The organism is Flavobacterium sp. GQ95 (genome assembly GCF_059758655.1).
On sequence record NZ_JCAXEB010000001.1, the window covers coordinates 553952 to 575850 of the forward strand.

Sequence of the window (21899 nt, forward strand, 5' to 3'; positions counted from 1 at the left end):
AGCGTTAATTCTCCATGTTCTAAAATCTGTAATGGTCGCACCTTTGTAATGTCAAAAGACAACAAATAAATAACAACATAAAAATTAAATAAGATGACACGATTAACAGCATTAAACCCCGAAGAAGTAACAGGAAAAACAAAAGATTTATTCAATGCCGTACAAACTAAATTAGGCGTTGTTCCAAACATGATGAGAACAATGGGGAATTCTCCAGCAGTATTAGAAGGATACTTAAATTTAAGCGGTGCTTTGAGCCATGGAAAATTAACTTCAAAAACAGGAGAATTAATCGCTTTAGCAGTTTCAGAAAGTAATTCATGTGATTACTGCGTTGCCGCTCATACTTTCATTGGAGGAAAACTATTAAAAACTGACGAACAAGTTTTACAGGCTGCAAGAACAGGAAATTCTGCCGATGCAAAAACAGCTGCAATTTTAAAATTCGCTAAAACATTAGTAAGTAAAAATGGTTTAGTTAACAACGAAGATGTAGATGCAGTAAAAAATGCAGGAATTTCAGATGCCGAAATTGCAGAAACTGTTGCTCACGTTGCCTTAAATGTTTTAACCAACTATTTCAATAATACAGCAAATACTGAAATCGATTTTCCTGCAGTTCCAAGTTTAGAATTACAAAACTAATAATACAAAAAACAGTTTATAAAGATAGTTGTGAATTCATTCATGACTATCTTTATATTTTTAAAAACGCTATAGATGATGAGCAATCAGAATGTTTTTACACTTATAAATCCGCAAACGGGTAATCTGGCTTTCAAACTCCTTCCTTTTGGCGATAATAGCCATTTTGATCATTTGCAACGTAATAATTTTTTCTCTTTAATTTGGGTGACTAAAGGAAAAGGAAAGGTAAAAGCAGATTTTGCCGAGCATCATTTTGAAGAAAACTCGCTCCTTGCCTTCTCGCCTTATCAGCCTTTTATGCTTTGCGTAAACGAACCAATTGAAGGAATTGCAATTCATTTTCATCCTGATTTTTATTGCATTCACATGCATCAAAAAGAGGTTTCCTGCAGCGGCGTTTTATTTAATAATGTTTACCAACCTCCATTTGTCAAAATTACTGATGAAGCTTCTGCTACTTTTAAAATGGTTTTGGATCAGATGAAAACTGAAATTCAAAACACTGACCTGGCTCAATATGAATCTCTGGTTTCTTATTTAAAAATCTTTTTGATCACCGCTTCAAGATTAAAAAATCAGCAATTAGAAGAAATGAAATCAATTCCGAATTCTAAAGAACCTTTTATTCTTCAGAACCTAAAAGATGCCATCGAAGACAATTTCAAAACTAAACATTCTGCTGGGAATTATGCTGACATGCTAAATATTTCGGCGAAAGCCTTAGCCAAATTATCCAAAAATTATTTCAATAAAACGCTGACCGATTTAATTGCCGAGAGAATCATCATTGAAGCTAAAAGAGAATTGTACATGACCAATAAAACGGTAAAAGAAATCGCTTATGAATTAGGTTATGATGACGAACATTATTTTAGCCGATTCTTTAAAACCAATGCCGATGTGTCGCCTCAATTGTACCGGGAAACAGTAGGATTTGGAAAAATGGCAGGCTAATTTTTATTCTTAGCTTCGATCCATTTGGCCATATATTTGGTGCTTTTTAGAGTGTGATGCTGCAACAGACTTCCCATAAAATTTTGAAGACGATGGCTTTCAGAATCATTCAACAACGAATTGATTTTTGCTATTAAAACAGTCGAGTATTTGCTTAACTGATAACATTCATTCACGATTGCAACGCCATTTTTTTGAGATTGTTTCCACAAATTTTCATCATGATATAATGCAACTGCTTTTTTTGCAAATGTTTCAATATCATCTGTAATAAAACCATTCCAGGGTAAATTAGCATACATCGCCTCAGAACCAATTGTTGTGGTCATACTTGGCGTACCGCATTGCATGGCTTCCAATAATTTTCCTTTTAAACCTGCTCCAAAACGAATTGGCGCCAAAACCACTCTGGCATTTTTCACCACTTCATTTGCATCTACTGCCCTTCCCTTAATAAAAAAACTACTTTTTGATTGATGTAATTGCAATACTTTTTGCGATGGATAAGCGCCATAAACTTCTAAAACAGCTTCTGGAAATTGATTTTTAATTAAAGGCCAGATGGATTCTTTTAAATATTGAACGGTATTCCAGTTGGGTTCATGAAGAAAATTTCCGACAAAAACAAAATTTTTGCGTTCCTCAAATAAAGGCAATTTCAAAAGATCCAAATCAGACATCTCGTACACCAAAAATGGCAAATAATACAATACATCCGAATCAATTTTAAAAACCTCTTTCAAAACATTCATTTCAAATCCAGAAATAATAAAGGACAAATCGCATCTTAAAATACTGGCAATTTCACGTTTTGCTACTTCTTCTGATAATAAATCATTTAACTCAAAGGTTCTGTTTTCTCTAAATGCTTTTTGCCTTGCAACGCGCAAACAATGTAAATCTTCAGTGTCTAATAATCGAATCGCTCGTGGGCAATTTTCAGCCACACGCCAGCCAAACTGCTCCTCAATCATAAAACGATCAAACAAAACAACATCCGGATTGAGTTCCTTTATAAAATCATCAAAACTCGAATTATTCAATTCAATTGATTTTTTTTCCACTCCAAATTCAGATAAATCAGCCATAAAATCGCTATCTAAAGCGGGACTTGCAAATGTAATTTCAAATCCATTTTCCTTAAAAATAGAAATCAATTGCATCATTCTGCCACCAGCCGCAGACGAATTTGGTTCGGGCCATACAAAACCAATAATTAAAAGTTTTTTTGTCTGATTCATTTTAATTGTTTCAAGTTACAAAATAATACTAATTTACGCTGATTTGCACCATATTTACTGACTTTCGGTCATAAAAAAACACTAATTTTGCAAAATACTTTTTTCTATAAAATTATGCTAGGATTAAAATTAGCCACAGACCCTCGTTGGGTAAATATAGTCGAATCAAATATCGAAGAAATTTTGACGGATCATGCCTGGTGTGAGCAAAAAGCGGCCTCAAACGCCATCAGTTTAGTTACTTATAACTCTGAGCTAGAGGAATTAGTAACCGAAATGCTTGTTATTGCCAGAGAAGAACTTGAACATTTGCAAATGGTTCATGATCTTATCAAAAAAAGAGGACTCACTCTGGGACGTGAAAGAAAAGATCATTATGTAAATGAACTTTTTAAATTCATGAAAAAAGACGGAAGCCGGAAAGACGCACTTTGCGATCGTTTATTATTTTCAGCCATGATTGAAGCCCGAAGCTGCGAGCGTTTTAAAGTACTTTCTGAAAATATAAACGATGAAGAATTAGCCAAATTCTATCGCGATTTGATGATTTCTGAAGCCGGACATTATACTACTTTTTTAGGATTTGCAAGAAAGTATGCTGATAATGTTGATGTTGACAAGCGTTGGAAAGAATGGATTGAATATGAAGGTTCGATTATTACGAATTACGGAAAAAACGAAACTGTTCACGGGTAAATTATTTTCTTATCCGAATATTATCTATCTCTAAATACTACAATTTGTTATGTCTGCAAGTAAAACGAAGTCCATTTTATTAAAAATCGCTAAATATTTTGGAATAACTTTTGTCGTTATTTTAGGATTACTTTTCTTGATACCTATCATTTTTGCTGATACAATTAAGGAACAAATTAAAAAAACAGCGAACGAAAAACTAAGTGCCGAATTAAATTATTCTGATGTTTCGCTTTCTTTTTTTCATCACTTTCCGTCGTTGACTTTAACTTTAAGCGACCTAAATCTTAACGGATCTGCGCCATACAAAAACGAGAAATTCATAACTGCAAAAGAGGTTTCTTTCGGAATAAATGTAGCCAGTTTGGTTTTTAGTAAAACAGTAAAAATTGACCAGATATACTTATCTGATTCTTTCATTAATGTAAAAGTCAATGCAAAAGGTGAAGCCAATTATAACGTTTACAAATCCAGTAAACCTTCAAATCCAAAAGACAGCACCGAGACAGCTTTAAAACTGGAGCAAATTGAAATTCTAAATAGTAAAATAATTTATGATGACCAATCTACCAAAGTTCACTTTGACGCCTTTGGATTTAATTATAAAGGAAAAGGAAATCTAGACAAAGCCGTTTTTGATTTATATTCTGTTGCTAAAATTGAAAAACTAAATATCATTTACGAAGGTGAACCTTATTTAATGAATAAAAAGATTGACGCTGATTTAATTACCAAAGTAAATGTCAATTCCTTATCCTTTTTCTTCCAGCAAAACAACCTTAAAATCAATCAGTTGTTAGTTGATTTCAAAGGGAATTTTGACTTTTTAAAAGATGGCTACAACATGGATTTTGTTATAAAATCGACTAATAGCAATTTGAAAGATGTTTTTACAGCTTTCCCACCAAAATATGTAACCTGGCTTTCTAAAACCGAAATAAAAGGAAACACAAACTTGCTTTTTACTCTAAAAGGAGATTATATTGCTTCTCAAAAAATAGCTCCAGATCTTAATTTAGATATTAAAATAGACAGTGGATTCGTGAATTATAACAAAAGTGTTTTTCCGGTTTCTAACCTGAACCTCGATATAAAAACTAAAGTTCCATCCTTAAATCCGGATCTTTTAATTGTCGATGCCAAAAATTTATCGTTAAACATTAATAAAGATTATTTAAAATCTAAATTTTACATAAAAGGTGCCAATACACCAAATATTAATGGTGAATTTAAGGCTAAAATTGATCTTGAAAAATTGACAAAAGCACTTGGAATTCCTGACATTGAACTAAAAGGAAGTTTAATTGGGGACGTAAAAGCAAATGGGAAATTTGATCAAAAAAACAAGCTTTTTCCAGTTACAAAAGGAATTATTGATTTGGAAAATGGGTATTTAAAAACTAAATATTATCCAAATCCAATCACCAATATTATAATTAAATCTAAAATTGAAAACAACAAAGGAACTTTTGATGACTTGAAAGTTAATCTTAAACCTGCTCAATTTACCTTTGAAGGAAAACCAGTTTTTATTGAAGCCGATTTAAGCAACTTTGATGATTTAACTTATGACATCAAGGCAAAAGGAGAATTGGATGTCAACAAAGTCTATAAAGTTTTCTCTCAAAAAGGACTTGATTTGGATGGTTTCGTAAAAGCCGATTTAGTTTTGAAAGGCAAACAAAGCGATGCCGAAAAAGGAAATTACAGCAAATTACACAACAAAGGAACACTTGAACTGAGAAATATTGGTATTGCATCAGAATACCTTCCGAAGAAATTCATCATTAAGGAGGGTATTTTCAAAATCAATCAGGATAAAATGTCGTTCAATAATTTTTTAGCTGCTTACGGCCAATCTGATTTTAGAATGAATGGTTATTTACAAAATGTTTTCAATTATGCAACCACAAATACAGGCGTTTTAAGAGGCTCGTTTACTGTCGCTGCGCATTATATCAATGTTGATGAATTCATGTCAAGTACAACGGCAAACACATCAGTAACGGAAAATAAAAAAGAAACTTCGGCGCCACAAAAAGGAGTCGAACAAACCGGGGTTATTATAATTCCAAGCAATTTGAATTTGCAGTTAACAGCAAATGCCCAAAAAGTATATTTTGATAAATTAAATCTACAAAATGCTACCGGAAATTTAAAAATGAACAAAGGCAAATTGACTATGCAGAATACCGGTTTTAATTTAATTGGCTGCAATGTCGTTATGAATGCTAATTATCAAGCTGTAACTACTCAAAAAGCAAATTTCGACTATAACATCAAAGCTTCTGATTTTGATATTAAACGAGCCTATAACGAAATTGAAGTCTTCAGAAAAATGGCCAGCGCTGCAGAAAAAGCACAAGGAATTGTTTCTTTAGATTATCAATTAAAAGGTCGTTTAAACGGAAACATGGAACCTGTTTATCCATCATTAACTGGAGGCGGAACATTGTCTGTAAAAGATGTAAAAGTAAGAGGATTAAAAATGTTTAATGCCGTGAGCAAGGAAACAAGCTCTGATGCCATGAAAAATCCTGACCTTTCGAAAGTGGATATTAAAACCACTATCAAAAACAACATCATGACAGTAGAGCGTTTTAAATTTAAGTTTGCAGGCTTCAGACCAAGAATTGAAGGCACAACAAGTTTAGACGGAAAACTGAACTTAAAAATGCGTCTTGGCTTGCCTCCTCTTGGCATTTTTGGAATTCCGCTGATGGTTACAGGAACGCAGGATAACCCAAAAATAAAAGTGGGACGAAAATCTCAGGATTTGGAAGAAACGAAAGATACTGAATAATAAAATTCAATATTTTAAATTGCTTCGCCTGTTCGCTGGCGCTCGGGTCCAAATTCCAATTCTTTACTTGTCTGACTTTTTGGAATAAGAAAGTTATACAAATTAAAATACCATAAACCTGTTCATTATGAGCAGGTTTTTCTTTTATTGCAAATTCTATTCATAATTTTCATTTACAGTCAGATCAACAAAAGAATTTGCTCGATTGAATGACATCGAGTGCACAACAAGCCCTACGAACATGCGCAAGCAGATAAAATTGTATTGGATTATATACTGCCCTCTATAATAAAAGAATAAATTTTACCGTTTATTCTATTATATGCGCCGATAATCAAATTCAAATTCTATAGAAAACAAAAAACCCGTTCGCCAAGGCGAACGGGTTTTGTAATAATAAGTAATCTAATGATTATGCTTCGAATGGAAGGATAGATACATAAGATTTGTTATCTTTTTTCTTTTGGAACTTAACAACTCCAGCTACTCTTGCGTGTAGTGTGTGATCTTTACTGATGTAAACGTTCTCACCTGGATTATGTTTTGAACCTCTTTGTCTAACGATGATGTTCCCAGCAATAGCAGCTTGTCCACCAAAAATCTTAACGCCTAAACGTTTTGATTCTGATTCTCTACCATTCTTCGAACTACCGACACCTTTCTTGTGAGCCATGACGTATGAGTTTAAATATTGTTATTATTCTTTAGTAGCTTCTTTTTTTGCTTTTGGAGCTGCTTTTTTAGCTTTAGGAGCTTCTACTTCTTCAGTAGCTACTTCTTCTGCCACAACCGCTTTTTTAGCTGCTGCTTTTTTAGTTCCTCCTGCTGCAGTAATACCTTCAATTACAATTTGAGTAAGATATTGTCTGTGACCATTTCTCTTTTTGTATCCTTTTCTTCTTTTCTTTTTGAAAACGATAACTTTATCTCCTTTTAAGTGTTGTAACACTTTAGCTTCTACTGAAGCACCTTCTATAGCTGGGGCGCCTAAAGTTACGTTTCCGTTATCGTCTAATAAAAGAACTTTGTCAAAAGAAACTTTTGAACCTTCTTCGTTAGTCAAACGGTTAACATAAACCTTTAAGTCTTTGCTTACTTTAAATTGTTGCCCTGCTATCTCTACGATTGCATACATACCAAATTGATTTATTGATTTTTAAGGTTGCAAATATACAATTAATAATTTACTGTGCAATCTCTTATTTCAAAAATATTTATTTCGTCTTAAAGTCTGTTTTTCAAGGTGTTTTAGCCGCATAAAAAATCATTTTTAAAGTAAATGACTGTTAAAGTATCATGAAAATGGATATGGATTCCCAATAGATAACTAAAAAAACTTATTTTTGATGTAACTATAATCAACTCTTGGCTACCTATTTATTTAGGTAAATATAAATTATTAATCTCTATGAAAAATTCAATAATGATGTTAAGTGCTGCACTAATGCTTGGCGGAGTTGCTCATGCTCAAAAAGTAGCTTTTGAAGAATACAATTTAGATAATGGTATGCATGTGATTTTGCATAACGATCCTTCTGCTCCGGTTGTCATTACATCGGTAATGTATCATGTTGGATCAAAAGATGAGCGTCCTGACCGAACAGGTTTTGCGCATTTCTTTGAACATTTATTATTTGAAGGAACTCAAAATATAAAACGAGGTGAATGGATGAAAATTGTTACTGCAAATGGAGGAGTTAACAATGCCAACACATCAGATGACCGAACTTACTATTATGAAGTTTTCCCATCAAACAGTTTAGAGTTGGGTTTGTGGATGGAATCTGAAAGATTAATGCATCCCATCATTAACAAAATTGGTGTTGATACACAAAATGAAGTTGTAAAAGAAGAAAAAAGAATGCGCTATGACAATCAGCCTTATGGAAACATTCTACCTGTTGTTAAGGAAAATATGTTTAAGAATCATCCGTATCGCTGGACCACTATCGGTTCTATGAAAGATTTGGATGCTGCAACTTTAGAAGAATTTCAGGCTTTCAATAAAAAATTCTACACGCCAAATAATGCTGTTTTGGTAGTTGCCGGAGATTTTGACAAAACCAAAACCAAAGAATGGATTCAGAAATATTTTGGTCCAATTCCGAAAGGTGAAGTGGTTAAAAAACAAACTTTTGTCGAAGAACCCATTAATAAAACAATAAAAGCAACTTACGAGGATCCAAATATTCAGATTCCGATGGTAATTGCATCGTACAGAACTCCATCAATGAAAACCAGAGATGCCAGGGTTTTAGATTTGATCTCTTCTTATTTAAGTGACGGAAAAAGTTCAAAATTGTACAAAAAAATAGTTGATGACAAAAAAATGGCGCTTCAAATTGGCGCTGTAGGTTTTAGTCAGGAAGATTACGGAATGTATATTTTATACGGTTTACCAATGGGAACTTACACCATGGCTGATATCTTAAAAGAAATGGATGAAGAAATTGTAAAAATCCAAACCGATTTGATTTCTGAAAAAGACTATGAAAAATTGCAAAATAAGTTCGATAATAACTTTGTAAACGCAAACGCAACCGTTGAAGGAATTGCTGAAAATCTTGCCTCTTATTACTTACTTTATGGAGATGTAAATCTTATCAATACAGAAATTGATTTGTATCACTCTATCACAAGAGAAGAGATAAGAGAAGTTGCTAAAAAGTATCTAAATCCGAATCAACGTTTAGTTTTAGAATATGTTCCATCAACAAAAGTTCAAAATTAAGAGCCTCGAATCATGAAAAAAATACATACAGTTTTAATCCTTTTATTCCTAACTGGAATTATGCAAGCACAAGATCGTCCACAACCAAAACCAGGCAATTCACCAGTAGTCAACATCAAAAAACCGCAAACTTTTGTTTTGGCAAACGGCATGAAAGTTCTGGTGGTTGAAAATCATAAATTACCCAGAGTAAGTTTCAATCTTACTTTAGACAATGCTCCTTTTACTGAAGGAAGCAAAAAAGGTGTTGATGAATTAACAAGCAGTTTGATTGGAAATGGAACTAAAAAAACCACTAAAGAAGCTTTTAATGAGGAAATTGATTTTTACGGTGCTAACATCAATTTTACTTCGCAAGGCGCATACGCAAGTGCACTTTCAAAATATTCAGGACGCGTTTTAGAACTTTTGGCCGAAGGTGCTTTACAGCCAAATTTTACCCAAGTAGAATTTGACAAAGAAAAAGCAAAATTAATCGAAGGGCTTAAAGCCGATGAAAAAAGCGTTCCGGCGATTGCAAACCGTGTAGTTGATGTTCTAGCTTTTGGAAAAAATCATCCAGCGGGAGAATATCTTTCTGAAGAAACGGTTAAAAACGTAACCCTGGCCGATGTTCAGACGAATTACACCACTTATTTCGTTCCTGAAAACGCTTATTTGGTAATTATTGGAGACATAAAATTTAAAGAAACTAAAGAAGCAGTTGAAAAACTTTTTGGTGGATGGAAAAAACAAAACGCTCCAAAAAACACTTATCCGGATCCGCAAAATGTTTCTAAACTTCAAATTGATTTTGTAGATGTTCCGAATGCAGTTCAATCTGAAATTTCATTAGTAAATACAGTAAATTTAAGAATGAGCGATCCTGATTTTTTCCCCGCTGTAATTGCAAATCAAATTTTGGGTGGCGATTTCAACAGTTATTTAAACATGAATTTACGTGAAAAACACGCATGGACATACGGCGCAAGTTCAAGCATTGGAAGCGGAAAATATGTAACCAAATTCAAAGCTTCATCTGCTGTTAGAAATACTGTAACCGATAGTGCAGTTGTACAATTTGTGGAAGAAATAAAACGAATCAAAACGCAAAAGGTATCTGAAGATGTATTAAAAAATGTAAAAGCAGGTTACATTGGACGTTTTGTAATGCAGGTTGAAAAACCACAAGCCGTTGCACGTTATGCACTGAACATCGAAACTGAAAAACTTCCAGCCGATTTCTACGAAAAATACATTCAAACTATCAATAATGTTACGGCCGATGATATTTACCGCGTAGCTAACAAATATTTCCTTTTGGACAATATGCGAATTGTAATTGCCGGAAAAGGTTCTGACGTAATTCCTGGTTTAGAAAAACTTCAAATTCCAATTTTCTATTTTGATAAATACGGAAATTCAATTGAAAAACCAGTTACTAAAAAAGAAGCTCCAACAGGAATTACTGCAAAAACAGTTTTTGAAAATTACCTTAAGGCTATTGGTGGAGAAAAAGCAGTTTCAGCCGTAAAAACATTAGCAATGAACGGAACAACTACTGTTCCCCAAGCTCCCGGGCCTTTGACTTTTACTTCTAAATTAGATTCAAAAGGTAAAATGATGGTTTCACTAGCCATGGGAACTATGAATTTAATGAAGCAAGTGGTAAATGAAAAAGGTGCTTATATCGAACAACAAGGGCAACGCAAAAACCTTGAAGGCACTGATCTTGCTGAAATGAAAGCCAATGCTGCTCCTTTTGAAGAATTACAACTAAGCAAAAGAACTGATCTAAAAGTAGACTCAATCGAACCAATTAACGGCAGCGATGCGTATGCCATAAAAGACGGAAAAACTACTTATTTCTACGATGTAAAATCTGGTTTAAAAGTAGCTGAATCTAAAGTTCGTGAACAAGCCGGTCAATCTTCAACCCAAATCACCAACTTCAATGATTACAAAGAAGTAAAGGGCGTTAAAGTTCCGTTCAACTTAATTCAGAATGTAGGTTTTGAATTAGATATCAAAATGACTGATATCAAGATTAACGAAGGAGTTTCTGATGCAGATTTTCTTTAGAAAAAGGTTCTGAGCGACTAAGATACTATCCCGAAGCCTCGGGACTAAGATTTTTATAAGCTTTGCCACAGTTTGAAACTTTGGCAAAGCTTTTTTTATATGCTTTTTTTGTCAGGCTGAGCGGAGTCGAAGCCATGTTTCAATTGGTGTGCCCTTCGACTTCGCTCAGGGCGACATATCGTTACCAGGTAAATTGCCTTTACTTTTTAGCAGACAAATAAACTCCAATCAAAATAATAAATGCACCAAAAAACTGAATTGGCGTCAGCATTTCATTATCTAATAATCCCCAGAAAAAAGCGACTATCGGAATTAAATAGGTTACCGATGTTGCAAATACCGGCGAAGACATTTGGATCAATTTAAAGAACAATACATTCGCGATTCCGGTTCCTAAAACACCCAAAATCATTACGAAGAATATCGAATGCTGAGTAGCTTCAAAATTTATTCTCTGTGAAATATCAGTTGTACTTAAAATGATTAGTGCAGGTATTAGCAAAACCGCGAAGTTCCCAGTTGTAATACTCACCGAATTCAAATCAGACAAATACTTTTTAATCAAATTCACATTTATAGCATAACAAATGGTCGCAATCACCACCAAAACAACATAATAATAATTTTGTCCAGGATGTGCAGATGCACCGCTTAAAACCAATAACAAGCAACCAACTAAACCAACGAAAACACCTAAAACCTGACGTTTTTGAAACTGAATTCCGAAGATAAGAATTCCTAAAACTAGAGTATTTAAAGGCGTTAGCGAATTTAAAATCGCTACAATGGAGCTATCAACCTCAGTTTCGGCAATTGCAAAAAGATATGCCGGAGTAAAAGTTCCGAAAAGCGACGTTATGGCAACAAATTTCCATTGACGACGTGAAATTTTCTTCAAACTTTTAAAACCAACAATCAATAAAAATAGGGCTGCAAAAATAATTCGGAACGAACCAACCTGAACTGCCGTTAATCCAACCAATCCTCTTTTAATTAAAATAAAAGAACTTCCCCAGATTAATGAAAGAACCAATAAATAAGCCCACTTTAATTGTTTTGCATCCATAAATAGTATTTTACTGCAAATTTGTAATAATTTTACGAACCGACCGCTTCATTTTTATTAATTTTGCAACGAACTTATTGACAAATTAAAATCTATATAGAATGAAATTCACAAAAACAATAGCAACGTTAGCCATCGCAGGTTTAGTATTGGTAAGCTGTAAAAAAGAAGAAGATAAAAATTTAGCGAATATAAAAGCCGTAGAAACAGCTCCAAAAGAACACAAAGCAATTGCCACTGAAAATGTACAAACTGCAAGTTTCGAAATCGAAGGAATGACTTGTGCTATGGGATGTGCAAAAACAATCGAAAAAGAACTTACTAATCTTGACGGAGTAGAAAAAGCAACTGTTGATTTTGATAAAAAAACAGCTACTGTTGTATTTGACAAAACGATTCAAAATCAGGAAAATTTAACTAAAGTTGTTCAGTCAACCGGAGACGGAAAAACTTATAAAGTTTCGAATACTAAATCGTAAATTCTAAATTCAATAATTACAAAAGGCACTCTATCTGGGTGCCTTTTTATTTATATTTGTTAGAAAATAAAAGAAATGAAGAAGTTCGAATTGTACTGGAAAGATCTCAATATCGGATCGATTGTTGAAACCAACTGGGATATGAGAAGTTTTGGATGTCTTTTGTCTAAGTTTGATTATTTGGCTGAGCCATCTAAAAATAAACATTTGGCAGACTATATAAAATTCTCTATAAAATATAGCATCTTATTAGACGAAGGAGTTGAAGAAACTGATATGAATTTAGCTGAAGAAGAAACAAAATTTCTTGATTTAATAATCGATACCACTGATTGGTATATCATTAATGAGAAAGGTGAAAAAAAGATAATTCTTTGTCCAATATTTCATGAAGATGATGGAGTGACTTGGATGACAGATCCAAAATACTTTTGATATTGCTTTACAAAAAATATTCATGAAAAATAAAATTTATTAATGCTTCGCGAATTCAGTGCCATAGGAAGTCTCCTCACTTTTACTCTATCCTTTTTAATAGTTTTATTTTCTTTGTGGATCATTGACGTGCGTAAGGAGTCAGGAGACTTAGCAAAGCTAGTTGTTTTCCTAGATTCCAAATTAGGTATTTCGCTTAAATTAAAATCTATTCTTAAGATATAAAAAAAAGGCGTTTATAAACTAAACGCCTTTTTTTATGTTCTGATTTTCTATTTCCACTTTAAGGTTTCCATAAGCCTTTGCATATCATTTTTGATATAACTTGCGGCCGGCATAACCGAATCAAAATTAGGTTTAGCATAAAAATAAACCGATCCAGTTATAAAGTGTTTTGTACTGTCGGTCACATAAAATTGTGAGTTTGTCGCAGCATTCCCATCAACCTGATAAAACATTCCATATACCTTTTTGTGGGGGTTTAAATACGGTTGTTCTAAAATATCATCAGCCTTAATTACATGCTCATAGGTTAATTTTTGAGCATCTTTCAGCAATTTTACTATGTCCCCATTTACAGGTTTATAAGTCAGGTAAATTGTAGCCTTCATTTTTGGATAGGTAATCGCAAAACCACAATCTTTTTCACCTTTAATAATAGCCCCCTCATTCATCTCAAAAGTAAACGGACAGTTATTTTCAAAATTAACATATTTAGCTTCCGGATAATCCAAGCGCAGAAAACTTGCCGGCTTAGGCAAAACATCATCCTTGCAGCTTACAATTGTTAATGTCAGCAAAATTAAAGTTATTGAAATTATTCTTTTAAGCATTTTATTCTATTGTTACTTTTATTTGTTTTACTCGCTTTTTATCTACTGTTTCTATCGTAAAAACACAGTTTTCAAAAGCAATTTTTTGATCTTTTTTCGGGAAATTGCCTAAGATTTCTAAAATAAAACCAGCTAATGTTTCCGCTTCGCCTTTGTGAGATTCAAAAATATCTTCATTAACATCAACAATTCTATAGAAATCCTTCATGTTAATTTTCCCTTCAAAAAGAAAATTCTTTTCATCGATTTGCGAGAAGTTCAAATTCTCATCATCAAACTCATCACTAATATCCCCTACAATCTCCTCAATAACATCTTCTAAAGAAACCAATCCCGATGTTCCGCCATATTCATCCACCACAATCGCCAAATGACTTTTAAGGCTCTGAAAATCCTTTAGCAGATTGTCCAGTTTTTTATTCTCCGGAACAAAAAAAGCTTCTCTCATTAAAGTCGTCCAGTCAAATTCTTTCTTATCAATATGTGGTAATAAATCTTTAACGAATAAAACACCTTCAATCTGGTCAATATTATCGCGATAAATCGGAATTCTTGAAAATCCTTTTTCGATTATCTTCGGACAAATGGCTTCAAATGATTCCGATATTTCTAAACCAAAAATATCAATTCTCGGACTCATAACCTGTTTTGTATCCGTATTCCCAAAGGAAACAATTCCTTCTAATATTTTTTGTTCATCCTTTGATGTTCCTTCAGAATCTGTAAGTTCAAGAGCCTGAGAAAGCTGATTTATTGAAAAGCTGTTCTTCTGTTTACCTAATTTACGCTGCAAATATAATGTAACACTACGCATTGGCAAACTTATAGGCGAGAGTAATGTATCTAAAAGTGAAATTGGATACGCTACCCATTTAGCGAATTTTATATTATTTCTGCTTGCATAAACTTTAGGCAAAACTTCTGCAAATAACAAAATCAAAAACGTAACCAGAATTACTTCTAAAATGAATTTTAAAACTGGAGAACTGATATCGTCAAAAATATTTTGTCCTATAAAGGAGAACAGAATTACGACACCAATGTTTAAAAAGTTATTGGCTACTAATAAGGTCGCTAAAAGTTTTTTGGGTTTATCTAAAAGATTAGAAATGATTCTACCTTTTGGGTGATTGTCTTGTAAAGTCTCATTAATATCTTTTTGAGATAAAGAAAAAAGTGCTACTTCGGCACCAGAAACAATTGCCGATAGAAACAGCAAAATAAATATTCCGACAAAACCAATTATTAAATTGATGTCTAAAGTTGTAGTAAAAAATAAACTGGGCTCCGGGTCCAAATTAAAAAAGATTAGTTAAACAATCAGAAAGGCAAGTCGTTTATAGGCAAGCTTTCGTTTGACGCATCAAAGTTAGTGTTTTTTGCGGATTCCTGATCCTGATGTGGCTTATGATTTCCTGTTTCTTTTTTGGTAGTCAGGAAAGTAAACTCAGTAACCTGAATTTCGGTTGTGTATTTTGTTGTACCGTCTTCAGCCTGCCACTGGCGCGATTTTATACGCCCTTCAACATATATTTTATCACCTTTCGATAAATATTTCTCGCAAATTTCAGCTGCTTTATTGCGTACAACTAAATTATGCCATTCTGTTGAAGTTATTTTTTCATTAGTCGTTTTATTGATATATACTTCATTTGTAGCCAACTGAAAACGACCGATGCAGTTTCCTCCATCAAAATAATGCATTTTCACGTCGTCGCCCAAATGGCCAATCAGCATCACCTTATTTAAAGTTCCGTTCATAGTTTTTAGTGGTATTTACCCCAAAGATACATTTTTTTAGCAATTTATTTCCTGCTTTTCTATAAAATTATAAATCACAATTGGAAAAGGAAAAGTCTTTAAATCACTGGAATTCACACCGTTCCCTATTTTTTCATTGATTTTCACTTTCCAAAACTGAATATGAAGATGTTGATGCGAAAGTTTATGAATAACAGTCGTTTCCGCACATTCTTCTATACCTATAATACTATAGGAAGGAAAAATATCAAATTGAACTGCTTTTGAGACAACGTCAAAATCAACAATTCCATCTGTTTCTAAAAGAGGAAATTCATATAAATTATGCCAAATTCCTTTTGCAGTTCTTTTTTGGATTAAAGTGTTTCCTAAAGCGTCTTCCAAAACCAAATAATTAAAGAAGCGATTTGTGACTTTTACTTTTTTTGATTTTACCGGCAAAGCATCCACTTTCTTTTTTTGCAAAGCCGCACAACTTTCGTTAAAAACACAAATCATACAATTCGGATTTTTAGGCACGCACTGCAAAGCGCCAAATTCCATTATCGCCTGATTAAAGATTGCAGGGTTATTTTTTGGCATTAATTCAAAAGCCAGTTCTGTAAATTCTTTTTTTGTTGCAGGCAGACCAATATCCGATTCAATATCAAAATAACGGGAAAGCACTCTAAAAACATTTCCATCAACAACCGGAACAGCTTCATTATAAGAAAAAGAAGCAATCGCAGCGGCAGTATATTCACCAACACCTTTTAATTTTAATAACGCTGTATAATTTTCAGGAAAAACTCCATTTAACTCATTTGCTACATATTGAGCTGTTTTATGCAAATTTCTGGCTCGGGAATAATACCCCAGACCCTGCCAAAGTTTCAAAACCTGTTCTTCTGATGCATTTGCCAAATCAAACACTGTAGGAAATTCTTGCGTAAAATTGAAAAAGTAAGGCATTCCCTGCGCGACTCTTGTCTGCTGCAGCATAATTTCTGAGAGCCAAATTAGGTACGGATCGACCGTATTTCGCCATGGCAAATCACGCTTGTTCTGTAAATACCAACTTATCAATATGTTATGAAAATCCATTGTAAAATCCTTTGAAAACAAAAGTAAATGTTTATGTAATTAAAATTTAACGAATTAGCTTGATTAATTATTTTTTTAATTCCTATATTTGCAAACTCAAAAAAATAGTACATCATTTATAAAATAAAATAGGAAAGAAAATGACGAAAGCAGATATCGTAGCGAAAATTTCAGAGAAACTAGGTCTTGAAAAAGGAGATGTTCAAGCAACAGTAGAAACTTTTATGGAAGAAGTTAAAACTTCTTTAGAAACTGGTGACAATGTTTACCTAAGAGGTTTCGGAAGTTTTATCGTAAAAACCAGAGCTGAAAAGACAGGAAGAAACATTTCAAAAAACACCACAATCAAAATTCCTGCACACAACATTCCTGCTTTTAAACCTGCAAAAGTATTTGTAGAGGGAGTTAAAACGAACAACGAAGCAAAATAATACTATTAATTAATCATAAAATCGACACGATATGCCAAGTGGTAAAAAAAGAAAGAGACATAAGGTAGCTACTCACAAAAGAAAAAAAAGAGCGAGAGCTAACCGTCACAAAAAGAAAAAGTAGTTTTAAACTACTTTTTTCTTTTTAAACGTTCATTGAAATTGAAAAAAGATGAAAGAGTAAAGAAAATAGAATATAGATGTAAAAGTCTATGCTCTTTGTTCTATTCCCTATTAATCTTCTTTTCCCCGGGTTCAATACCTGTTAAAAATATTGTTTAATCCATCTGTAGATAAGATTTTAGACTTTAGACTTAAGATTTTAGATTTTTACAATCTATACTCTTCTCTCTTTTTTCTATTTTCTGAAAAAACAGATAAAAATTTACAGTGTGAATAAAGAATTAATCATTAGATCTAGTTCTGAAGCCGTAGATTTTGCCTTATTAAAAGATGGAAAACTAATTGAATTACACAAAGAAGAAGAGAAAAGCAACTTTCAGGTTGGTGATATTTTTATTGCCAAAATACGAAAACCAGTTGCCGGACTTAATGCTGCTTTTGTAAATGTAGGCTTCGAAAAAGATGCCTTTTTACATTATCACGATTTAGGACCTAACTTAGCTTCCCAACTGAAATTCATAAAACTTGTAAGCGCAGGTAAAATAAAAGATTTCTCCCTAAAAACCTTTCAGTTTGAAAAAGAGATTGACAAAGATGGCATCATTACTGATATTTTAAGTGCCAATCAATCTGTTTTAGTTCAAGTTGTAAAAGAACCTATATCGACCAAAGGTCCAAGGATAAGCGCTGAGCTTTCATTGGCAGGAAGATTTATTGTTCTCGTTCCGTTTTCTGACCGTGTTTCTATTTCTCAAAAAATAGAAGACAAAAAGGAAAAGGATCGTCTAAAAAAACTTGTTCTATCGATCAAACCTAAAGGATTTGGTGTTATTGTTCGCACAGTAGCCGAAGGCAAAAACGTAGCCGAATTAGAAAAAGATTTGCAGAACCTGCTTGGCAGATGGACTGCAATGTGTAAAAAATTACCAACTGCTCATCATCCATCAAAAGTATTAGGAGAGCTTAACAGAGCTTCTTCAATATTAAGAGATGTATTCAATGATACCTTCAGCGGTATTCAGATAGATGACGAAGAGTTGTTCCACCAAACGAAGGAATATCTGCAAGAAATTGCACCTTCAAAACAATCGATTGTAAAGTTTTATCAATCAAATGACACTCCAATTTTCGAGAAATACAATATAGAGAGACAAATCAAAACTTCATTTGGACGTACCGTTTCCATGAGTAAAGGCGCCTATCTTATTATCGAACACACTGAAGCTCTTCACGTTATTGACGTAAATAGCGGAAACCGTTCTAATAAGGCGACTAACCAGGAAGACACTGCCATGGAAGTGAATATGATTGCAGCTGCTGAAATTGCCAGACAACTTCGTTTGCGTGATATGGGCGGAATAATTGTAGTTGATTTTATCGATATGTCTAATCCTGAAAACAGGAAAGTCTTGTTCGACTTCTTGCGAGAAGAAATGAGCGACGATAAAGCTAAACATAAAATCTTACCACCTAGTAAATTTGGTTTAGTTCAAATTACCAGACAACGCGTAAGACCAGAAGTTAATATTAAAACCAGAGAAGAAGATCCAAACAATGAGCATGGCGAAATTGAAGCGCCAATTTTAATCATTGATAAAATCGCACTGGATTTAGACAGACTTTTAAAAACCCACAAAAATGTTGTGCTTAATGTACATCCTTTTGTGGCTGCTTACCTCAGTAAAGGTTTTCCATCCTTACGTTCAAAATGGTTTTTTGAACATAAGAAATGGGTGAAAATCATACCTCGTGACGCTTACACGTACTTAGAATACCATTTCTATGATAAAAAAGGAAATGCTATTTCAGAATAAAATAAAAACCGCCTCTCGAAAGATTGGCGGTTTTTTTATGCGTCATTGCGAGGAACGAAGCAATCTCATTTTGCACTTCAATTTCAACTTTGGATTTGGGATTTTAAACTTGAAATTTGTTTTTTAGGAGCAATTTCCAGCTATCCGTTCCAATCTTTTATTTTTTAAAGAAAAAAATAAAAGGATTTCCACTTCTATCTGGGCTAGGCACTCATTTTCATAACAACAATCACTTCTAAGATATTTTTTAAGTTTTTGGAATTTGGGATTTCTAAATTGGAATTTATTTTCCCTTTTATTCCCTCACAATTTCAATTTTCCTTCTAATTTCATTTCCAAAAGCATCAACAACCGTAATATAATGAGTTCCCGAAGTTGGCGTAATTGGCAATTCATGAAATGTTTTAGTTGTCGCTTTATAAACATCATCTACATACCAAAAAAGCTCTTTATCCCTTTCAGAATAAGCCACTTTCAAGATCACAGGCTGCACTTCACTATTAAAATTCTTCGTCAAATAAATTTTGCTGTTCGTTTTCGGATAAATAAAATCCATTGTGGTGGTTTGTGTTCCCTGACAATCTTCCTTAAATGGTGGTAAAGGCAAATATTCAATATGCTGGCTTTTATAATACCACGCCATCACTGGAGGCAAAATAAACCAGCTTTTAGTCACAATATTATCGACACTTTCACAACTGCTATTGACCTGAAGTCGCTCCGATTTATCTAAATGAACCTTTTTATGATACGGACAAACAGCCGTAGATTTACCTCTTTTAGAAACCCATTGTTTGATTTTCGGACAATCTTCTTTCGCCAGATAACCGCTCAAACGACAAACCTCAACTTCTTCTAAATCTTTATAAGGCGTTTCAAACCACTTTTGTCTCGGCAATAAATTAAAAACATCAAATAAAATAGGTGCTGCACTCGTCACTCCGGTTAAAGTTGGTCTTCCTTCGCCTGTTGCATTTCCAACCCAGATTCCAACTACATATTTTGAATTGGTACCAATTGCCCAGGCATCTCTATTTCCAAAACTGGTTCCTGTTTTCCAGGCAATTTTCAACGAGCTGTCATAAAATTTCCAGGCTTCATCTCCTTCTGGCCTGTTTACTTCTTCCATTGCGTTATAGGTCAGCCAAATTGCTCCCGCGCCGATTATATTCTTCTGATCGGTTTCTGAACCAAAATCGGGCTCAAAATCATTTTTGTAATTCAGCTCTGCAAATTCCTTAGTTCGATATTTTGCCTGGTTTTTTGTATAATAATTTACTGTTGAAGATAAACCTGCATACGTTCGGCATAAATCCCATAAATTACTTTCGGCACCGCCCAAAATAAGCGACAATCCATAATGATCCGGCGTTTTATTGATATCTCTTAATTTGAATTTTTGTAACTCTTCATAAAACTTATTTACGCCAAAATCCTGAAGCATCAAAACTGCTGGAATATTTAAGGAACGTGATAACGCACGATGTGCCGGAACGGCTCCATCAAATGTGAGATTAAAATTTTGCGGTGTATAGCCAGCAATCTGCGTTGGTACATCAGCTACTAAAGTATTCGGCAGTAATTCGCCGTCATCGAGCATTCCTGCGTATAAAAGCGGTTTTAAAATACTTCCCGTACTCCTTGGAGCATCAATAATATCAACATCTTTCTGATGATTATTATCTGTTGGAGCATTTCCAACATAACTCATTACATTCCGATTCGAAACATCAATAACTAAAATTGCCAGATTGTTTACTTCATTCTGCTTGTACTGATTGTAATAATACTTCGCAATTTGATTGACTCTATTTTGTAAAGCGTAATCAATCGTAGTTTTTACGCGAGTGCCTTCTTCATTCTTAGCCACACGCTGTAATAAATGAGGTGCAATTTGAGGTAAATCATATGGCCTTTGTGGTAAAGGTTCATCAATTGACAATTCGTAAGTCTGTTTGTCAATTATGCCTTCCTGATGCAATTTCAACAAAAGTCGGTTGCGTTTATTCAATAATTTGATCTGATTCTTTCCCGGATAAATTAAACTTGGAGCATTTGGCAAAACGGCTAAAGTCGCATTCTCCGCCCAGGATAATTGATTAGACTGAACCCCAAAATATCTCCATGAAGCCATTTCTAAACCAACGACATTTCCGCCAAAAGGAGCATGAGCCGCATACATTTCTAAAATTGTATTTTTAGAATATCCCAATTCTAATCGGGTTGCCAGAATAATTTCGATAAACTTTTCAAAGTAAGTTCTTCCTTTTCCTTTTCGGGATAACCGAATAACTTGTTGTGTCAATGTACTTCCGCCTCTAACTACTTTTCCTGCCTTATTGTTTTGCTTAATGGCATTTACCATCGCCACGGGATTAAATCCGGGATGTTTGTAGAAGTATTCGTCTTCAAAATAGACTATGCATTTTTTGAATTTATCAGGCACACTGTCTTGCGCAGGAAAACGCCATTGTCCGTCATCGGCTATCTTCGCACCAAGCAATTCTCCTTCTTTACTTTCAATTACCGTAGAATAAGGTTCTTGGAATAAGGTTCGCGGTAAGGAAAAATAATAAATCAGCAAGAGTATAAATACAATTGCTGATTTTATTTTATTCTTTTTTATCCAATTTATAATGCGTTGTGAGAACGCTATTAATTTATTTTTCAACTGAGTAGTTATTTAACCGCAAAGAGCGCAAAGGTTTACGCAAAGTTCGCAAAGTTTCTTTTTGCCACA

The 21899-nt window shown here is 33.8% G+C and carries 19 protein-coding genes; 10 read left to right on the forward strand and 9 right to left on the reverse strand.

The window, feature by feature from the left end:
- The first annotated feature begins 93 nt into the window (after nt 1-93).
- Both AC6CH4_RS02405 and AC6CH4_RS02410 read left to right on the forward strand, forming a co-directional pair.
- Nucleotides 94-645: a carboxymuconolactone decarboxylase family protein gene (locus AC6CH4_RS02405; protein WP_498099842.1), complete on the forward strand. Its 552-nt coding sequence runs from the start codon at nt 94-96 to the stop codon at nt 643-645.
- A gap of 75 nt (nt 646-720) precedes the next feature.
- Nucleotides 721-1602: a helix-turn-helix domain-containing protein gene (locus AC6CH4_RS02410; RefSeq protein ID WP_498099844.1), complete on the forward strand. Its 882-nt coding sequence runs from the start codon at nt 721-723 to the stop codon at nt 1600-1602.
- Here AC6CH4_RS02410 and AC6CH4_RS02415 read toward each other — a convergent pair.
- Complete coding sequence (locus AC6CH4_RS02415; protein WP_498099846.1) at nt 1599-2843, reverse strand: glycosyltransferase family 4 protein; 1245 nt, start codon at nt 2841-2843, stop codon at nt 1599-1601. The two genes, AC6CH4_RS02410 and AC6CH4_RS02415, sit on opposite strands and share 4 nt — an antisense overlap.
- 114 nt (nt 2844-2957) lie before the next feature.
- Between AC6CH4_RS02415 and AC6CH4_RS02420 the strand changes: the two genes are divergently transcribed.
- On the forward strand, nt 2958-3539 hold the full coding sequence (locus AC6CH4_RS02420) for a MiaE family protein (RefSeq protein ID WP_498099848.1): 582 nt from the start codon (nt 2958-2960) through the stop codon (nt 3537-3539).
- Nucleotides 3540-3588: 49 nt separating this feature from the next.
- On the forward strand, nt 3589-6342 hold the full coding sequence (locus AC6CH4_RS02425; protein ID WP_498099850.1) for an AsmA family protein: 2754 nt from the start codon (nt 3589-3591) through the stop codon (nt 6340-6342).
- Between the two features lie 412 nt (nt 6343-6754).
- Here AC6CH4_RS02425 and rpmA read toward each other — a convergent pair whose 3' ends face one another.
- Both rpmA and rplU read right to left on the reverse strand, forming a co-directional pair.
- The gene (rpmA, locus tag AC6CH4_RS02430; RefSeq protein WP_017497241.1) at nt 6755-7015 is read right to left on the reverse strand and encodes a 50S ribosomal protein L27; all 261 of its coding nucleotides are present in this window, start codon (nt 7013-7015) and stop codon (nt 6755-6757) included.
- Between the two features lie 24 nt (nt 7016-7039).
- Entirely contained in the window at nt 7040-7477 is a 438-nt protein-coding gene (gene rplU / locus AC6CH4_RS02435) for a 50S ribosomal protein L21 (RefSeq protein ID WP_194658520.1), read from the reverse strand.
- A 273-nt stretch (nt 7478-7750) separates the two neighbouring features.
- On the opposite strand from rplU, the gene AC6CH4_RS02440 reads away from it, so the two are divergent.
- Together AC6CH4_RS02440 and AC6CH4_RS02445 are read left to right on the forward strand one after the other, a co-directional pair.
- A complete protein-coding gene (locus tag AC6CH4_RS02440; RefSeq protein ID WP_192186093.1) occupies nt 7751-9073 on the forward strand; it encodes a M16 family metallopeptidase in 1323 nt (440 codons plus the stop codon).
- A gap of 12 nt (nt 9074-9085) precedes the next feature.
- Nucleotides 9086-11134, forward strand: a complete 2049-nt coding sequence (locus AC6CH4_RS02445) for a M16 family metallopeptidase (protein ID WP_498099852.1) — start codon at nt 9086-9088, stop codon at nt 11132-11134.
- A 199-nt stretch (nt 11135-11333) separates the two neighbouring features.
- Here the strand turns inward: AC6CH4_RS02445 and AC6CH4_RS02450 are convergent, their stop codons facing one another.
- Nucleotides 11334-12200, reverse strand: coding sequence for a DMT family transporter (locus tag AC6CH4_RS02450; protein ID WP_498099854.1), 867 nt, complete (start codon nt 12198-12200; stop codon nt 11334-11336).
- Nucleotides 12201-12301: 101 nt separating this feature from the next.
- Between AC6CH4_RS02450 and AC6CH4_RS02455 the strand changes: the two genes are divergently transcribed.
- Together AC6CH4_RS02455 and AC6CH4_RS02460 are read left to right on the forward strand one after the other, a co-directional pair.
- Nucleotides 12302-12679, forward strand: a complete 378-nt coding sequence (locus AC6CH4_RS02455; RefSeq protein ID WP_498099856.1) for a heavy-metal-associated domain-containing protein — start codon at nt 12302-12304, stop codon at nt 12677-12679.
- A gap of 75 nt (nt 12680-12754) precedes the next feature.
- On the forward strand, nt 12755-13114 hold the full coding sequence (locus tag AC6CH4_RS02460) for a hypothetical protein (protein WP_498099858.1): 360 nt from the start codon (nt 12755-12757) through the stop codon (nt 13112-13114).
- A 272-nt stretch (nt 13115-13386) separates the two neighbouring features.
- Here AC6CH4_RS02460 and gldD read toward each other — a convergent pair whose 3' ends face one another.
- Genes gldD through mutY form a run of 4 tightly spaced genes read right to left on the reverse strand, consistent with a single transcriptional unit; the run spans nt 13387 to nt 16791 of the window.
- Nucleotides 13387-13947: a gliding motility lipoprotein GldD gene (gene gldD, locus AC6CH4_RS02465; RefSeq protein WP_498099860.1), complete on the reverse strand. Its 561-nt coding sequence runs from the start codon at nt 13945-13947 to the stop codon at nt 13387-13389.
- A 1-nt stretch (nt 13948) separates the two neighbouring features.
- On the reverse strand, nt 13949-15244 hold the full coding sequence (locus AC6CH4_RS02470) for a gliding motility-associated protein GldE (protein ID WP_498099862.1): 1296 nt from the start codon (nt 15242-15244) through the stop codon (nt 13949-13951).
- Nucleotides 15245-15267: 23 nt separating this feature from the next.
- Nucleotides 15268-15708 carry a single-stranded DNA-binding protein gene (locus AC6CH4_RS02475; protein WP_026983816.1) on the reverse strand — a complete coding sequence of 147 codons (441 nt, stop codon included), beginning with the start codon at nt 15706-15708 and terminating at the stop codon, nt 15268-15270.
- 36 nt (nt 15709-15744) lie between these two features.
- Nucleotides 15745-16791, reverse strand: a complete 1047-nt coding sequence (gene mutY, locus AC6CH4_RS02480) for an A/G-specific adenine glycosylase (protein WP_498099864.1) — start codon at nt 16789-16791, stop codon at nt 15745-15747.
- 140 nt (nt 16792-16931) lie between these two features.
- On the opposite strand from mutY, the gene AC6CH4_RS02485 reads away from it, so the two are divergent.
- Together AC6CH4_RS02485 and AC6CH4_RS02490 are read left to right on the forward strand one after the other, a co-directional pair.
- Nucleotides 16932-17222 carry an HU family DNA-binding protein gene (locus AC6CH4_RS02485; protein WP_007805026.1) on the forward strand — a complete coding sequence of 97 codons (291 nt, stop codon included), beginning with the start codon at nt 16932-16934 and terminating at the stop codon, nt 17220-17222.
- 392 nt (nt 17223-17614) lie between these two features.
- Nucleotides 17615-19159, forward strand: coding sequence for an Rne/Rng family ribonuclease (locus AC6CH4_RS02490; RefSeq protein ID WP_056190510.1), 1545 nt, complete (start codon nt 17615-17617; stop codon nt 19157-19159).
- A 295-nt stretch (nt 19160-19454) separates the two neighbouring features.
- Here AC6CH4_RS02490 and pbpC read toward each other — a convergent pair whose 3' ends face one another.
- Nucleotides 19455-21830: a penicillin-binding protein 1C gene (gene pbpC / locus AC6CH4_RS02495; protein ID WP_498099866.1), complete on the reverse strand. Its 2376-nt coding sequence runs from the start codon at nt 21828-21830 to the stop codon at nt 19455-19457.
- Nucleotides 21831-21899: the final 69 nt, after the last annotated feature.

Excerpts from the sequence above, each read along its gene's own strand:
- AC6CH4_RS02405 (WP_498099842.1), top strand. The coding sequence starts at position 94 with ATGACACGATTAACAGCATTAAACCCCGAAGAAGTAACAGGAAAAACA.
- AC6CH4_RS02410 (WP_498099844.1), top strand. The coding sequence starts at position 721 with ATGATGAGCAATCAGAATGTTTTTACACTTATAAATCCGCAAACGGGT.
- AC6CH4_RS02415 (WP_498099846.1), bottom strand. The coding sequence starts at position 2,843 with ATGAATCAGACAAAAAAACTTTTAATTATTGGTTTTGTATGGCCCGAA.
- AC6CH4_RS02420 (WP_498099848.1), top strand. The coding sequence starts at position 2,958 with ATGCTAGGATTAAAATTAGCCACAGACCCTCGTTGGGTAAATATAGTC.
- AC6CH4_RS02425 (WP_498099850.1), top strand. The coding sequence starts at position 3,589 with ATGTCTGCAAGTAAAACGAAGTCCATTTTATTAAAAATCGCTAAATAT.
- rpmA (WP_017497241.1), bottom strand. The coding sequence starts at position 7,015 with ATGGCTCACAAGAAAGGTGTCGGTAGTTCGAAGAATGGTAGAGAATCA.
- rplU (WP_194658520.1), bottom strand. The coding sequence starts at position 7,477 with ATGTATGCAATCGTAGAGATAGCAGGGCAACAATTTAAAGTAAGCAAA.
- AC6CH4_RS02440 (WP_192186093.1), top strand. The coding sequence starts at position 7,751 with ATGAAAAATTCAATAATGATGTTAAGTGCTGCACTAATGCTTGGCGGA.
- AC6CH4_RS02445 (WP_498099852.1), top strand. The coding sequence starts at position 9,086 with ATGAAAAAAATACATACAGTTTTAATCCTTTTATTCCTAACTGGAATT.
- AC6CH4_RS02450 (WP_498099854.1), bottom strand. The coding sequence starts at position 12,200 with ATGGATGCAAAACAATTAAAGTGGGCTTATTTATTGGTTCTTTCATTA.
- AC6CH4_RS02455 (WP_498099856.1), top strand. The coding sequence starts at position 12,302 with ATGAAATTCACAAAAACAATAGCAACGTTAGCCATCGCAGGTTTAGTA.
- AC6CH4_RS02460 (WP_498099858.1), top strand. The coding sequence starts at position 12,755 with ATGAAGAAGTTCGAATTGTACTGGAAAGATCTCAATATCGGATCGATT.
- gldD (WP_498099860.1), bottom strand. The coding sequence starts at position 13,947 with ATGCTTAAAAGAATAATTTCAATAACTTTAATTTTGCTGACATTAACA.
- AC6CH4_RS02475 (WP_026983816.1), bottom strand. The coding sequence starts at position 15,708 with ATGAACGGAACTTTAAATAAGGTGATGCTGATTGGCCATTTGGGCGAC.
- mutY (WP_498099864.1), bottom strand. The coding sequence starts at position 16,791 with ATGGATTTTCATAACATATTGATAAGTTGGTATTTACAGAACAAGCGT.
- AC6CH4_RS02485 (WP_007805026.1), top strand. The coding sequence starts at position 16,932 with ATGACGAAAGCAGATATCGTAGCGAAAATTTCAGAGAAACTAGGTCTT.